Below are 14,279 nucleotides of genomic sequence, written 5' to 3' on the forward strand. Positions count from 1 at the left end.
TTCCGATGTGCATTGCGTGCCGGCCTGCCTTTTCCAAGGGATTGAATGCCGGGGGAATCACGGGGGCAGAGGCCCTCATTCAAAGCAACAAGACGTGAACAGCATCACTTCATCTTGAGGTTGGCGGCAGTGAATCGGCCGTCGAGATTGGAGGACCGGTATGACTTACTCGCTTCGACAGATGGTGGTGCTTGGCTGTATTGCCGCATTCATGCCTCTCCCCGCGCTGGCCCAGAGCGCCCCGCCGCCTCCGCCCGTCACCGTCGCCAAGCCTGTCGTGCGCGATGTCGTCGACAGCGACGAGTTCATCGGCCGTTTCGAGCCCGTCGACGAAGTCTCCGTCCGTTCGCGCGTCGGTGGTTACCTGGAGGAAATCTATTTCCAGGACGGCGCCCTGGTCAAGCAAGGCGATCTGCTCTTCGTCATCGACCAGCGGCCGTTCGTCACCGCGCTTAATCAGGCAAAGGCGGCACTCGAAGCATCGCAATCCGCCCTGGTCTTTGCCGATGCGCAGTATAAGCGCGCGCAATCGCTTGCTTCGAGCGGCAGCCAATCGGCGCAGACGCTGGACGATCGCCGCCGCGAATTCGATTCGGCTGAGGCCAATGTCCGCGGCGCCCAAGCTGCCGCCGATCGCGCATCTCTCGATATGGAATATACCGAAATCAAAGCGCCGCTCAGCGGCCGCATCGACCGCCGCCTGATCTCCGCCGGCAACCTCGTGCAAACCGACCAGACCATTCTCACGACGATCGTTTCTCTCGACCCGATCGATTTCTATTTCGACGTCGATGAGCGCCGCCTGCTGAATTTTGCCGACACGGCCCGCAAGCTGGGCAAGGATCTCCAGCAGGGCGGTGGCGGACTGGATGTATCCGTCACGATCTCCGATCCCAATGCCAAACCATTCAAAGGAAAGCTCGATTTCGCCGAAAATCGGGTCGACAATGAGAGCGGCACCATTCGTCTGCGTGCCCGCTTCCCCAACCCCGATCTCGTCCTTCAGCCCGGCCTCTTCGGTCGCATACAGGTCGAAGCCTCGAACACCTACCAGGCCATTCTCGTCCCCGACGAGGCGATCGGCTCGGACCAGAATGAGCGCGTCGTTTATGTCGTCGCCGAAGACGGCACGGTGTCGACCAAGCCCGTAAGGCCTGGGCCGAGGCTCTACGGCTACCGCATCATACGCGAGGGCCTCGATGGCACCGAGACGATCATTGTCAACGGCCTGATGCGCGCCCGGCCGGGTGCAAAGATTACGCCTGAGATGACCGAACTGCCGCAGGAGCGGCAGGACACTGCGCCCGAAACCGCCGGCGCGGAGAGCGGACAATGAGATTTGCTCATTTCTTCGTGGATCGACCGATCTTTGCGGCCGTGATCTCGATCCTGCTTCTCGTCGTCGGCGGCATTGCCTATACGCAGCTGCCGGTATCGCAGTATCCTGAGATAGCGCCGCCGACCATCGTCGTGCGCACCTCTTATCCGGGTGCCGACCCGCAGACGATCGCCGATACCGTTTCGACGCCGCTCGAACAACAGATCAACGGCGTCGAAGACATGCTTTATATGTCTTCTTACTCCAGCGCCGACGGCGCCATGTCGCTGACGATCACTTTCAAGCTCGGAACTGATCTCGACAAGGTGCAGGTGCTTGTCCAGAACCGCGTTTCCATCGCCCTGCCCCGTCTTCCCGAAGAAGTCCAGCGGCTTGGCGTGACCACCGACAAAAGCTCGCCGGATCTGATGATGGTGGTGCATCTGCTTTCGCCGTCGCACCGCTATGACCAGCTTTACGTCTCGAACTACGCCCGCAACCGCATCCGCGACGTTCTCGTGCGCCTAGACGGCGTCGGCGACGTGCAGATCTTTGGCGAGCGCCAGTATTCGATGCGAATCTGGCTGGACCCAGAAAAGCTCTCTGCCTACGGGATGACATCAGATGACGTCGTCTCCGCATTGAGAGATCAGAACGTCCAGGTATCAGGCGGCAAGATCGGTGCCCCACCCGTCACCGGCAAGAATGCATTCGAATATACGGTGCGAACGGACGGCCGCTTCTCCGACGTGCGCGAGTTCCGGTATGTCATTGTGAAATCGACGACATCGGGCCGACTCGTGCAGTTGCAGGATGTCGCCCGGATAGAACTCGGCGCACAGGATTACGTCACTAACAGTTATCTCAACAACGATCCTGCAGTTGCTCTCGGCATCTTCGCCCGGCCGGGAACCAACGCCTTGGACACGGCCCATCAAGTCCAGACGCTGATGAAGGACATATCCCAGAATTTCCCGCCGGGTCTCGAATATCGTATCGTCTACGACACGACTGAATTCATCTCGGATTCGATCACCGAGGTCTATAGAACCATCGCCGAAGCGGCCATCCTGGTGGCAATCGTCGTTCTTGTCTTCCTGCAATCCTGGCGAACCGCGATCATCCCGATCATTGCCATCCCGGTGTCGCTGATCGGCACCTTTGCCGTGCTGCTCGCCTTCGGCTTCTCGCTCAACATGCTCACCCTGTTCGGCCTCGTGCTGGCGATCGGTATCGTCGTTGACGACGCGATCGTGGTGGTGGAAAACGTCGAGCGCAATCTGGCGCGCGGCATGACGCCGAAGCAGGCGTCCCATGTCACGATGGACGAAGTCGGAACCGCCGTCGTCGCTATCTCGCTGGTGCTGATCGCCGTGTTCGTCCCGACGGCCTTCATTCCAGGCATCTCAGGACAGTTCTACAGACAGTTCGCGGTTACGATCGCTGTCACCACTGCAATTTCCGCGTTGAATTCGCTCACGCTGTCGCCCGCCCTCGCAGGCATATTGCTGAAAGCCCATGACCACGAAACCAAGCGCACCAATGTCGCCTCGCGCCTCGGAAGAGGGCTTGCAAACGGCTTCAATCATGGATTCGATCGGCTGAGTTCCGGCTATTCATGGACCGTTCGCCATCTGGTCAGCAGCTGGGTTGGATTGACAGCGGCAATGGTCACCTTCGTTTGCCTGCTCGGAGCGACCTGGTACATTGGCACGAAAGTTCCCGCGGGCTTTATCCCGACCATGGACCAGGGTTACGCGATCATCGTCATCCAGCTTCCGGACGGCGCCTCACTTGCACGTACCGACGCCGTCGTCAAACAGGTCGGCGATATCGCCCGCACCGTGCCCGGTGTCGGCAATGCGGTGCAATTTGCCGGCTTCAGCGGGGCGACCTTCACCAATGCCTCGAATGCCGGCGTCGTCTTCGTCCCGTTCAAATCCTTTGCCGAGCGAGAAGAGGGCGGCGAGACCGCCAACAAGATCATCGGCGAGCTCTACGGCAAGCTGCAAAGCATCCAGGAAGCCTTCATCATTGCCATCCCGCCGCCGTCCGTGCGTGGCGTCGGCAATTCCGGCGGCTTCAAGATGCAGATTTCCGATCTCGAAAACGCCGACATGACGCGCGTGCTCGGCCTGGCCCGACAGATGATGGGTGCGGCGGCAACGACCGAGGGGCTAACCGGTGTCTTTACGACATTCTCCGATGCAAGCCCGCAATATTTCCTGGCGATCGACCGTGACAAGGCGCGTTTCCTGAATGTGCCGATTCCCAATATCTTCAATGCCCTTTCCATCAATCTCGGCGTCGCTTATGTGAACGATTTCAATGCGTTCGGCCGCGTCTACCAGGTTCGCGCCCAGGCCGACCGGCAATATCGCATGGACCGGGAAGACATCCTCGCCCTCAAAGTCCGATCGGCGACCGGCGCGCTGGTTCCGCTTGGAACCTTGATGGACATCCAGGATGCCAGCGGCCCGGCCCTTGTCCAGCGCTACAACATGTATGTCTCGGTGCCGCTTCAGGGCAATCCGACGCCGGGCACGTCGACGGGCGATGCGATCGCCAAGATGGAGGCCTTAGCAGCCAAGATCCTGCCGCAGGGAACGACCTTCGAATGGACGGAACTCGCCTATCAGGAGACCCACACCGGCAACACGGCCATCTACATCTTCGCCCTGTCTGTCATCTTCGTCTTCCTGGCACTGGCGGCACAATATGAAAGCTGGGTTCTGCCGCTCGCGATCATTCTCATCGTCCCGCTGGCGGTGCTTGCGGCGCTGATCGGGGTCTCGCTGAGGGGAATGGACAACAATGTCCTGACCCAGATCGGCCTGATCGTCCTGATCGGCCTTGCCGCCAAGAACGCCATTCTGATTGTCGAGTTCGCCAGGCAGGCGGAAGACGAGGGCAAATCGCCGGTAGAGGCGGCCATCGAGGCCAGCCATCTTCGCCTGCGCCCGATCCTGATGACGGCATTCGCCTTCATCTTCGGTGTTCTGCCGCTTGCGATCGCCACCGGCCCCGGCGCAGAAATGCGCCAGTCGCTCGGCACCGCCGTCTTCTCGGGCATGCTCGGCGTGACGATCTTCGGCCTGTTTCTGACGCCGGTCTTTTACGTCGTGCTGCGCGGTTGGCGCCGCAAGCGGCCGGCCACTGTAGAGCCAGCGAAGACGGAGCCGGTTGAGCAAGGGGTCGTCTGACACGACCCCACCGGCAGGAGAAACGGAAGTCAGGTCGAAAACAGATGCACTTGGCCTTGCCACAGGCGGGCGACGGTGAGCTTGCCGCTGCGATAGGCGCGCGTATCGAGATTGAGCCGCCTCGGCCGTATGTCGGGTTCATCGTTCGGCGTGTGACCGTGAACGACGAGTTTCGGCAACGGCACCCGGCTTTCGAGAAACCGCTGGCGGATGAGGACCAGATCCTCGTCCGTCTGCTCGCTGAGCGGCAGCTTCGGATTGATGTCCGCATGCACGAAAATCACGTTCGGGGTCTCCAGCAGGACGGGCATCGCCCGCATGAAATCGATATGCGTGCGCGGCAGCGACTGGCGGATGAAGGCATCAAGCTTCGCGCCGGAGGGAAAGACCAACGGCAGGTGCTCCGGATCGAGGCCATAGGATTTGAGCGACTCCGCCGACCCCATCTGCATCCAATCGTCATAGGAGGTCCAGCCGTCGATATAGTCGAGCATGGCGACTTCGTGATTGCCGGCAAGGCAGATACGATCGAATCCATCAGGCGGCGGCTCCATCAGGTGGTCAATGACCTGGGACGATTCCGGGCCGCGGTCGATATAGTCCCCGAGCGTGACGATCAGCTTGCGCCCGGGCAACTGCGCGCCATCACGCAGGATCGCCTCCTCGGCCTTCACAAGCAGATCATACCGACCGTGAATGTCGCCGATCGCATAGGTTGGGATAGCGGCAATATCCAGCGTCAGACGCGGTCTCGGCTGGCGTGCCATTTTCGAAACCTCGCTGTTGCGAGCACGAGAGTCGCTCATCATATTTCTCGATAGCCCTGGTTCACCGTAAGTAGAGTGAAGGACAACGCAATCAAGCTGGTAAGAAAATTCAAAGCTTTCGGGTTTTGTAGAAAAACCGGCCTTATCATTCGAGGGGCAATCCCTCACTCCTATATCCGTCGAGAAAAGAGTGACCGATGGGAACGGTATCGCAATTTCATCAGAGCCTGAGAGCTGCCGCGCATCGCATCGAAAGCGAAGAGGAGGCGATATCCACGGCCCGCGACCTCGCCGCCGCATTCCGGCATCACGCGAGCGAGCGCGATATCAACCGCATCCTACCCTTTGCCGAGCTTGATGCGCTGTCGGTATCGGGGCTGACTGCAATCGCGGTACCGCCCGACCACCAAGGGCTCGACGTGTCGAACGCCTTGCTCGCCGAAATCGTTGCAATCATCGCCGAGGGCGATCCTTCGATCGGCGAGGCGCTGGAAAATCATTTTTGCATGCTGGAAACCCTCCGCACCCAGGCTGCCGAAGATTTGAAGGCATCGCTGTTTGCCCGCGTGCTGCTCGGCGACCGCTTTTCGGGCGCCGCCTTCACCGACGGAGCTGCGCTTGCGGCCGAAGGCCCGGGCTACCGCCTGAGTGGGCGCACGCGACAGGCGCCCGGTATTCTATTCGCCGACTGGATCGCCGCTGCCGCCACCGCCCCGCCCAGCCGCCCGGTGACGCTCTACCTTGCACGGGCTGACGAAGGCGTGCAGGTGGTCGACGATTGGGACGGCTTCGGCCAGCGCACCAACGGATCAGCGACGGTGATCGTCGCCACACTTCATGTCAATGCCGATGCGATTGCCCCTGCCCCCTCGTCCGGATATTCGACCGGCATCTCGCTCGGCCTGCTGCTCAAGGCCGGCGTCAGCCTGGGCATCGCGCGGGCCGCATGGTGCGACCTGATGACCGCGATTGGCGATCGCAGCGCGACCGTCCTCCCGCGAATCGGCGGCCGCGCCATCCGTATCGAAGCGACAGCGGCAGCCTTGGAACGGGCTGGGCGCAAACTCGACATTGCCCAGGTCAATCCTGTTGAGGCAGCGATGGCGGACGCGCATTTTTCCGCCTCGGCCGCCGCAATCCTTGCCGGGGAAACGGCGCTCGACACCGCAAACGCGCTGTTTGAACTTGCAGGGGAAACATCGGCTGGCATCGGGCTCAATCTCGACCGCCATTGGCGCAATGCCCGCATTCACGCGCTATCGCTGCCGCACGATAAGCTGGTGCATGCCGCAGGCGAATATATGTCGAAGGTTGGCGGCGCCTAATCAGCTGGCGGCGGAGATCGGGAATTCTTCCGTCGTACCGTCGACGCGGCCACCGCCGGCGACGAATTGCTCAAGGGTCATATTGTCGAGAATGGCGGCGATCGCGTCCCGAACGTCGGTCATCGAGCGCCGCACCTGACAGGTTTCCGGATCGGCACAGTCGTCGCAGGCCTCGTAAGCCGTTCGGCTGGCGCAACGGATGGGCGCTAGGGGCCCGTCGAGCGTGCGGATGACATGGCCGATGCGGATTTCGGAGGCCGGCCGCGACAGGGAATAGCCGCCGCCCGGTCCCTTTTTCGAGCGCAGGATGCCGACATTGCGCAGTTCGAGCAGGATCGTATCGAGAAACTTCTTCGGGATATTGTTGCGGGCCGCGATGTCGTTGATGAAGGCGGTCTCACCCGGCGCCAGCCGCGCCAGGTCGACCAGCGCCTTCAGCCCGTATTTTCCCTTTTTCGTCAGCATCGTCGTCGCCTTGTAGAAATCGCAGTATTATCCTGCCAATAGCAGGCAAATAGCGTCAAAAGCGTGAACATACAACAAAATAGCTATTATTTATAGCTTGTATCGGCAACATCCACAGGCCCGCACGGCAGCCTTGACAAAGACCGGCCGCCGCGCGCTTTCCGCTCACCTCGGTCAGATCGTCTTCAGCATGCCGCCGTCGACGAAATAGGTCGAGCCGATGCAATAGCTCGCACGCTCCGAACTGAGGAAGACAAAGACGTTGGCCAGCTCCTCCGGCGTGCCGAACCGTTTGGAGGCGGCGTGCTCGTTGGCGACGCTCTGCAGATAGCCCTCCCAGTTGCCGCCGGTTTCGGCGGTCAATTGCTTGGCGGTCTTGATCCAGTCGGGCGTCAGGATCAGGCCGGCATTGACACAGTTGACACGGATATTGTCCTTGATGAGTTCGGTCGAGAGCGTCTTCGAAAACATCATCAGCGCCGACTTGCTGACGTTGTAGATCGGCTCGTACCAGAGTGGCTGGACAGCGCAGATCGAGGCGTTGTGCAGGATCACTCCGCCGCCGCGTTCCTTCATCTGCGGCGCGATGCCGCGCGCCAGCCGCACGGCGGCCATCACATGCAGGTCCCAATAGGTCTGCCACTTCTCGTCGGGCGCCTCCATCACCGTCTCGTTCGATCCGGTGCCGGCATTGTTGATGAGGATGTCGGCGCCGCCTTTTGCGGCCGCCGCCGCGATGATCGCCTCGGTTCCCGCAACCGTCGCCACATCGGCCGCGACAGCGGCGGCGCTGACGCCGTACGTCTCGGCGATACGGGCGGCTTCCGCCTCGAGCCGTTCGCCGCCGCGTGCTGCCAGCACGAGGTCGGCGCCCTCGGCCGCCAATCCCTCGGCGATCGCCAGTCCGATGCCGACTGACGCACCTGTTATGACGGCAGTCTTTCCCTTCAATCCGAGATCCATGTCTTCCTCCGCAAAACGGCCGGAGATCCCGGCCTGATGTGCTGAGTGTTCCGCCAATGAATACCGGGCGTCAAGCGCCTGCACTCCTCTTGCGGCAGACGCCGATCTGTCGCATGCCTGCATCAACGGATGGGAGGAGTTTTGATGCGACGTTATTCAGCCTGCATAGAGTGGCTGTTTGCCGAAGAGGGCGACAGCTTTCCCGATCGCATCCGCCGCGCCCATGCAGCCGGCCTGACGGCGATCGAATTCTGGCGCTGGACCGACAAGGATCTGAATGCGATCGAGGCGGCGCTGAAGGAAACCGGCCTTGCCGTCTCCAGCCTCGTCGCCGAACCGATAATCGCACTGACCGACGCCGCCAACCGGCAGGTCTGGCTCAAAGGCCTTGCCGAATCCGTGACTGCCGCGAAGCGTCTCGGCGCGCCGGTGCTAATTGCCCAGGCGGGCGACGATCTCCCAGGCTTGAGCCGCGAAGAACAGCGCCGGGCGCTCACCGAAACGCTGAGAGCCGGCGCCGATATCCTCAAAGGCAGCGGTGTGCGCCTCGGCGTCGAGCCGCTCAATATCCGCATCGACCATATCGGCTATTTCCTCGATTCGACCCGCGAAGGCCTCGACATCATCGACGACGTCGCTCGCCCCGAGATCGGCATCGTCTACGACATCTACCATTCCGCCGTGATGGACGAGCGCAGCGAAGACGTGCTGAACGGCCGTCTCGACCGTATCATCCACGTCCATGTCGCCGATCACCCCGGCCGCAACGAGCCGGGCTCCGGCAGCATCGACCTTGCTCTACGCCTCGGCTGGATCTTCGCCAACGGTTACGACGGCGCCGTCGGTCTGGAGTACCGGCCGACCAGGCCCGGCGCGGACGCAGTCAAGGCCGCGATTGCTTCGCTCGGCGGTTAAACCTCGGCGGCATCGACGCTTGCCACCGCCTTGCAGGGTCCGGCAGAGCGGCGCTCGATAATGCGCGAGGCAATCATGATGCGCCGCGCCGGCATGCCGGGGAGGCGTGGATTCTCGATGCGCTCGAGCAAGAGCCGCAGCCCGACGGCCCCGCACTCCTGCCCCTCCATCCTCACCGTCGTCAGCGCCGGTGAGATCTGCGTTGCCGGCGAGTAGTCGCCGAAACCGACGACCGAAATATCGTCGGGAATGCGGTATCCCTGACCAAGCAGCTCGGAAACCACGGTCAGTGCCAGCCCGTCATGGGCGCAGAAAAAAGCCGTTGGCCGGATGCCCCTTTGCTTCAGTGCCTGGTAGGCCGTCGCGAAGCCGTTCTGCTCGTCGAACTGCATAACATGAAGCGCAACGTCAGGATAACGTTCGGCGACTTCGCGGGCGCCGTAATGCCGCTCTTGGCGTCCCCGCAGGCCCGGCATGCCATAGACGTAAACAATGGACCGATGGCCGAGCCCGACCAGATACTCTACCACCGCCTGCCCTGCCTCATGGTCGGTGCCGCCGACATGGTCTATCTGCTCAAGCGCATCGACCCAGCCGAAACGCACGATCGGAACGCCGGTGGCACTCACCGCCGCCACAGCCTCACGAGCGTGCGGACCGACGAGCATCAGCCCGTCGCAAGTGCGCGCCAGCTCTTCCAACTGGCCGGAATCATGGGTCCAGCGTACGCGTAGCGTCATCCCGAGCCGATGAGCCTCGTGCTGCACACCGTTCTGCACCTGCATATAGAGCTCACTGTTGACGGCATCGAGATCGTGAAAGACGACCGCGACCTCGCCGGCAGTACCCTGCCCGGCAGGCTTGATATAGCCGAGGCGCTGCGCCGTCTCGCGGATCAGCGCGCGCGTTTCTTCGCTGACGCCGCTCTTGCCGGCAAGTGAGCGCGACACCGCGTATTTCGACAGGCCGACCTCCCGCGCGATCGTCTGCAATGTAACCCGGCCCCTGCTTCCCACGTGGCACCTCAGCGTTCGATTGATGCGCGCTGGCTATAGCAATCGCGCCGGTAAAGCAAATTTATACACTAACGTAAACATAACGCTTTACCTAACAATATCCAAATGTAATCTTTTCTCCATTCAAGCCCACAGCAAAAATAATGATAAGGGCACGGATTTTTGGAGGAGATCCCTATGATCAAGCTGAAACGACGTGCGTTTCTGGCCGGGACGTCGGCCGCCCTGATATTACCGGCCCTGCCGGTTTTCGCCGCTGACTTCAAGGAAGCGGATATCCTGAAAACGAAGGTGTCGAGCGGCGCCCTGCCGGGTCTGAAGGACCGGCTTCCTGAAAATCCGCTCGTCGTCAAACCGGTCGAAAGCGTCGGCAAATACGGCGGCGACTGGAACATGGCGCTGGTTGGCGGCGGGTCGCTGTCGATGCTGTTTCGCTACCAGGCCTACGAACCGCTGCTGCGCTACACCCCCGACTGGTCAGGCGTGACGCTGAACGTTGCCGAGTCTTTTGAGGGTGACGCCGATTCCAGAGTCTATACGATCCGCCTGCGCAAGGGAATGAAATGGTCGGACGGTCATCCCTACACCACTGCCGACATCAAGTTCTGGTACGACACCGTCTTTACCGACAAGCGCGTCGCCTTCGTCGGCCAGGATCATTGGAAGTCCGGCGGCAAGCCGGCCAAGCTGGAGATCGTCGACGAGCAGACCTTCAAGGTCACCTTCGACAAGCCGAACGGTCTTTTCCCGCTGCAGGTCGCCTGGGCAAACAACGACCAGACGACGCGCACGCCAAAGCATTATCTCGAGCAGTTCCACATCGACTTCAATCCGAAGGCCGATGAACTCGCCAAGCAACGCGGCTTCGAAAGCTGGATCGCCTCCTTCCAGGCGGCCGCCGGTTTCCAGGACGACAACGCCTTCTTCCTGAACTCCTCGAAGAAGCCCTGCGTGCATGCCTGGATGTTCACCATAGCACCCGGCGAAAACACCGAACGCGCCGTTGCCGAGCGCAATCCCTACTATTGGAAGGTCGATACCGAGGGCAACCAGCTGCCCTATATGGACCGCATCGTCTACCAGATGGTCGCCGACCCGCAGGTTCTGCTGCTGAAGGCCATGCAGGGCGAAGTCGACCTGATGGACCAGTATATCGCCACGCCGAACAACAAGTCGGTTCTCTACGATGCGCGTGAGCAGGGCGGCTATGATTTCTACACGCTGACTTCGACCGAAGCCAATGTGATGAATTTCATCTTCAACCTGAACCACAACGACGAGACCAAGCGGACGCTCTTCCGGAACAAGGATTTCCGCGCGGCACTCTCGACCGCGCTCGACCGGCAGTCGCTGATCGATGCCGTGCTCGTTGGCCAGGGCGCGCCTGCCCAGCCGTCGATCAAAAAGGAAGATCCGCTTTACAACGAGCAACTCGCCACGCAGTTCACGGCCTATGACGTCGACAAGGCGAATGCCATGCTCGATCAGATCGTGCCGAAGCGCGACGACCAGAACTTCCGCCTCGACGAAAAGGGCCGCCGCCTGACGATCATCTTCGAGATCGACCAGGCGCGCGCCGTCTTCCTCGATCTCTTCCAACTTGTCATTCCGATGTTCCAGGCGGTCGGCATCGATGCGCAGATGCGCTCGATGGACCGTTCGCTTTGGGAGACGCGCGTCCGCCAGGGCCGCGATTTCGACGCGACCGCCCACCAGTTCGGCGCCAATGGCGGCGTCGCCGCCATGCTCGACCCGCGCTATTACGTGCCGACCGATGCCAACGCCATGTATGCCCCGGCCTGGCAGCTCTGGTATCGCGACCGCGCCAATGCCAATGCCGAGGAACCGCCGGAAAACACGAAGAGCCAGCTTGCGCTATACGACAAGTTGAAGGCGACTTCCGACGCATCAGGCCAGCGCGAGGTCATGAAGCAGATCCTGCAAGGCGCCGCCGACAATTTTTATGTCTTCGGCATCTCGCTGCCGCCCGACGGCTACGGCATCGTCAAGAACAACATGAAGAACATCACCAAGATCATGCCGAACTCCTTCGGCTGGCCGACGCCCGCTCCGACGATGCCGGAGCAGTTCTATAAGGCTTGATGGCCCATTCCCCATGATGCATGCCAGGCGCCGGCCCTTCCGGTTGGCGCCGAGGTTTTTCTTTTGCCAATGATTGGATAAAGACGATGCTCGATGCCAGGAAACGGAACACCCACACGCTGAGGACGCCGGACTGGTTCAAGACCGCGACCCGCTGGACCCAGCTGACTTTCGTGGAAGACGACCCGGAGAAATACGATCCGGCCTTCTGGATCGACGTGTTCAAGCGTACGAAGTCGAACGCGGTCTGCCTCAGCGCCGGCGGTTACATCGCCTATTATCCCAGCGACGTGCCCTACCACTATGTCAGCAAATATCTCGGCGACAAGGATATCTTCGGCGCGCTCGTCGATGCCGCCCGCAAGCTCGACATGCATGTCATGGCCCGCGTCGATCCGCATGCGATCCATGACGATGCCGCCAAAGCCCATCCGGAATGGGTGATGATCAATGCCGACGGAACCCCGCGCCGCCACTGGGCCTATCCCGATGTCTGGGTCACCAATGCCTATGGCGACTACAACAGCCTCTTCATGCCTGAGGTGGTCAAGGAGATCGTCCGCAAATACGATATCGATGCGGTCTTCGCCAATCGCTGGCAGGGCCACGGCGTCGATTATAGCGAAGACAGCACCCGCCGCTTCAAGGACATGTCCGGCCATGCTCTGCCGAAGAAGCCCGATGCCGAGGATCCGGCCTGGCAGGCCTGGGTGCAATGGCGCCGCCGCGTGCTCACCGACATGATCGCGCAATGGGACGATGCCGTCAAAGCGATCCGCCCGCATGCGAGCTTCATTCCGAACATGGGTGGCGCTTCGCTGATGGAATTCGATCTCTCGGTCATCGCCAGGCACTGCCCCTTCCTCGTCGTCGACCATCAGGGCCGAAAGGGCCTTGAGCTCGGCTGGTCGGCAGGTCGCAACGGCAAGCGCATCCGCGCCACCTTCCCCGACCGCCCGGTCGTGCTGATCACCTCGATCGGCCCGGAGGAGGAATATCGCTGGAAGGATGCCGTCACCTCGGGTGAGGAGATGCAGCTCTGGATCAATGACGGCACTGCCCACGGCCTCTGCGCCTGGTTCACCAAGTTCAACGGTGTCGTGCCCGACAAACGCTGGGTCGAGCCGGTGGCCGACGCCTTCGGCCTGCAGGCAGCCGTCGAGCCCGTGCTGGAAAGCATGAAGCCGACCGCCGAAATCGCTGTCGTCGATCCCTCGACGACGCTGCGCCATTGGGCGCCGGAAGAGCGGCATTCCGCCGAAAAACACGATCTCGGTCTCTATCATGCCCTCGTCGAAGCCCGCCTGCCCTTCGAGTTGCTCTCGGACCAGGTGCTGACCGAAGAGAGCCTCGACCGCTTCAAGCTAATCATTCTCGCCAACGCCTCCTGCCTTTCGGATGCCCAAAACGCCGCAATCCGTGCCTATGTCGCTCGCGGCGGCAGCGTCATTGCCTCCTATGAGACATCGCTGCGCGACGAATTCGGCAAGAAGCGCCCCGAATTCGGCCTTGCCGACGTCCTCGGCGCCAGATACGTCTCCGGCCCGCGCGGCATCGTCAAGAACACCTATGTCGCCCTTTCTGGCGATCACCCGATCAATCGGGGTTTCGACGGCGCCGAGCGGATCATGGGCGGCACCCGCCTGATCCACGCCGAACCGTCGGTCGATGCGAAGACACCCTTCCTCTACATCCCCGACTTTCCCGATCTGCCGATGGAAGAGGTCTATCCGCGTGAAGAGCCGAAAGGTGCTGCCGTCATCGCCCGCGAGACCGGCAAGGGTGGCCGCACAGTCTATATCCCCTGGAATATCGGCGAGATCTTCTGGGAGGTCTTTGCCGTCGATCATGCGCGGCTCATCGCCAACGCCGTTCATTGGGCACTCGGCAAGACGCCGCGCGTCACCGTCAAGGGCAAGGGGGTCGTCGATCTGGCGCTGCGCGAAAACGATGGGGGCCTGGCAGTCAGCCTCTTCAACCTCACCAACCCGATGATGATGAAAGGCCCGATCCGCGACAATTACCCTCTGGCAGCGCAGACCGTTTCGGTGGAGATTCCGGAGGGCCGATCGCTGGCAAAGGCTTGGCTCGTCGTTGCCGACCGCGCCGCAAACTTCAGCTTCGGGAATGGCCGCGCGCAGGTGGAGGTGCCTGGTATCGATCGGCTGGAGGTCCTGCATCTTACCTGGAAATGAGATGACACG

Annotated in this window: 10 protein-coding genes; 6 read left to right on the top strand and 4 right to left on the bottom strand. The window is 61.4% G+C overall.

The window, feature by feature from the left end:
• Positions 1 to 160 precede the first annotated feature (160 nt).
• Complete coding sequence (locus N2600_RS17490; protein WP_260296918.1) at positions 161 to 1,336, top strand: efflux RND transporter periplasmic adaptor subunit; 1,176 nt, start codon at positions 161 to 163, stop codon at positions 1,334 to 1,336.
• A complete protein-coding gene (locus N2600_RS17495) occupies positions 1,333 to 4,521 on the top strand; it encodes an efflux RND transporter permease subunit (RefSeq protein WP_260296919.1) in 3,189 nt (1,062 codons plus the stop codon). The genes N2600_RS17490 and N2600_RS17495 overlap by 4 nt, the downstream gene beginning before the upstream one ends.
• Before the next feature lie 29 nt (positions 4,522 to 4,550).
• Here N2600_RS17495 and N2600_RS17500 read toward each other — a convergent pair whose 3' ends face one another.
• Positions 4,551 to 5,327 (bottom strand): metallophosphoesterase family protein, encoded by a 777-nt coding sequence (locus tag N2600_RS17500; RefSeq protein WP_260296920.1) that lies wholly within the window; start codon positions 5,325 to 5,327, stop codon positions 4,551 to 4,553.
• A 158-nt stretch (positions 5,328 to 5,485) separates the two neighbouring features.
• On the opposite strand from N2600_RS17500, the gene N2600_RS17505 reads away from it, so the two are divergent.
• Positions 5,486 to 6,613 carry a monooxygenase gene (locus N2600_RS17505; protein WP_260296921.1) on the top strand — a complete coding sequence of 376 codons (1,128 nt, stop codon included), beginning with the start codon at positions 5,486 to 5,488 and terminating at the stop codon, positions 6,611 to 6,613.
• On the opposite strand, the gene N2600_RS17510 is transcribed toward N2600_RS17505, so the two are convergent.
• Together N2600_RS17510 and N2600_RS17515 are read right to left on the bottom strand one after the other, a co-directional pair.
• Positions 6,614 to 7,078, bottom strand: coding sequence for an RrF2 family transcriptional regulator (locus N2600_RS17510; protein ID WP_170257941.1), 465 nt, complete (start codon positions 7,076 to 7,078; stop codon positions 6,614 to 6,616).
• Positions 7,079 to 7,252: 174 nt separating this feature from the next.
• Positions 7,253 to 8,041, bottom strand: coding sequence for an SDR family NAD(P)-dependent oxidoreductase (locus tag N2600_RS17515; RefSeq protein ID WP_017965877.1), 789 nt, complete (start codon positions 8,039 to 8,041; stop codon positions 7,253 to 7,255).
• A 144-nt stretch (positions 8,042 to 8,185) separates the two neighbouring features.
• On the opposite strand from N2600_RS17515, the gene N2600_RS17520 reads away from it, so the two are divergent.
• On the top strand, positions 8,186 to 8,956 hold the full coding sequence (locus N2600_RS17520; RefSeq protein WP_260296922.1) for a TIM barrel protein: 771 nt from the start codon (positions 8,186 to 8,188) through the stop codon (positions 8,954 to 8,956).
• On the opposite strand, the gene N2600_RS17525 is transcribed toward N2600_RS17520, so the two are convergent.
• Positions 8,953 to 9,972, bottom strand: coding sequence for a LacI family DNA-binding transcriptional regulator (locus N2600_RS17525; protein WP_260296923.1), 1,020 nt, complete (start codon positions 9,970 to 9,972; stop codon positions 8,953 to 8,955). The two genes, N2600_RS17520 and N2600_RS17525, sit on opposite strands and share 4 nt — an antisense overlap.
• A 177-nt stretch (positions 9,973 to 10,149) precedes the next feature.
• On the opposite strand from N2600_RS17525, the gene N2600_RS17530 reads away from it, so the two are divergent.
• Positions 10,150 to 12,075, top strand: coding sequence for an ABC transporter substrate-binding protein (locus N2600_RS17530; protein ID WP_260296924.1), 1,926 nt, complete (start codon positions 10,150 to 10,152; stop codon positions 12,073 to 12,075).
• A gap of 86 nt (positions 12,076 to 12,161) precedes the next feature.
• Positions 12,162 to 14,270, top strand: coding sequence for an alpha-amylase family protein (locus N2600_RS17535; protein ID WP_260296925.1), 2,109 nt, complete (start codon positions 12,162 to 12,164; stop codon positions 14,268 to 14,270).
• Positions 14,271 to 14,279: the final 9 nt, after the last annotated feature.

It is taken from the genome of Rhizobium sp. WSM1274, from assembly GCF_025200775.1.
GTDB classification, from domain to species: Bacteria; Pseudomonadota; Alphaproteobacteria; order Rhizobiales; family Rhizobiaceae; genus Rhizobium; species Rhizobium leguminosarum_I.

Coding starts and splice junctions, on each gene's coding strand:
- N2600_RS17490 (WP_260296918.1), top strand. CDS start 161: ATGACTTACTCGCTTCGACAGATGGTGGTGCTTGGCTGTATTGCCGCA.
- N2600_RS17495 (WP_260296919.1), top strand. CDS start 1,333: ATGAGATTTGCTCATTTCTTCGTGGATCGACCGATCTTTGCGGCCGTG.
- N2600_RS17500 (WP_260296920.1), bottom strand. CDS start 5,327: ATGAGCGACTCTCGTGCTCGCAACAGCGAGGTTTCGAAAATGGCACGC.
- N2600_RS17505 (WP_260296921.1), top strand. CDS start 5,486: ATGGGAACGGTATCGCAATTTCATCAGAGCCTGAGAGCTGCCGCGCAT.
- N2600_RS17510 (WP_170257941.1), bottom strand. CDS start 7,078: ATGCTGACGAAAAAGGGAAAATACGGGCTGAAGGCGCTGGTCGACCTG.
- N2600_RS17515 (WP_017965877.1), bottom strand. CDS start 8,041: ATGGATCTCGGATTGAAGGGAAAGACTGCCGTCATAACAGGTGCGTCA.
- N2600_RS17520 (WP_260296922.1), top strand. CDS start 8,186: ATGCGACGTTATTCAGCCTGCATAGAGTGGCTGTTTGCCGAAGAGGGC.
- N2600_RS17530 (WP_260296924.1), top strand. CDS start 10,150: ATGATCAAGCTGAAACGACGTGCGTTTCTGGCCGGGACGTCGGCCGCC.
- N2600_RS17535 (WP_260296925.1), top strand. CDS start 12,162: ATGCTCGATGCCAGGAAACGGAACACCCACACGCTGAGGACGCCGGAC.